At 68.8% G+C, this 260-nt stretch carries 1 protein-coding gene; it reads right to left on the reverse strand.

The annotated features are described in order from the left end of the window. Positions 1 to 260 (reverse strand): hypothetical protein (locus tag GYB81_RS24540; RefSeq protein WP_178106601.1); only part of this gene is annotated, 260 nt, incomplete at both ends.

Here is a 260-nt window from a genome sequence, read left to right on the forward strand (position 1 = left end):
GAGGCGGTCGGGGTAGGCGAAAGCCAGCGGACAGCCGGGCCAGCGCGGGTGCTCGGGGTCGTTCACGGCCTGGTTTTCCGGCCGGCCCCGGAGCAGTCCCGGAAATTGCTTGGCCAACTGCCGCGCGCGCTGCACGCCGCCTTGAGCGCCGCGCAGTTCGCTGAAGCCGATGCGCTGATGAAGCACGAATGGCTGGTAGTAGCAGACCTGGGTAGCCGCCAGGGCCAGCGCGAGGAGCGTATCTATCTGGCGGCCGATCT

Origin of the sequence: Pseudomonas yangonensis, from assembly GCF_009932725.1 — a bacterium.
GTDB lineage: Bacteria > Pseudomonadota > Gammaproteobacteria > Pseudomonadales > Pseudomonadaceae > Aquipseudomonas > Aquipseudomonas yangonensis.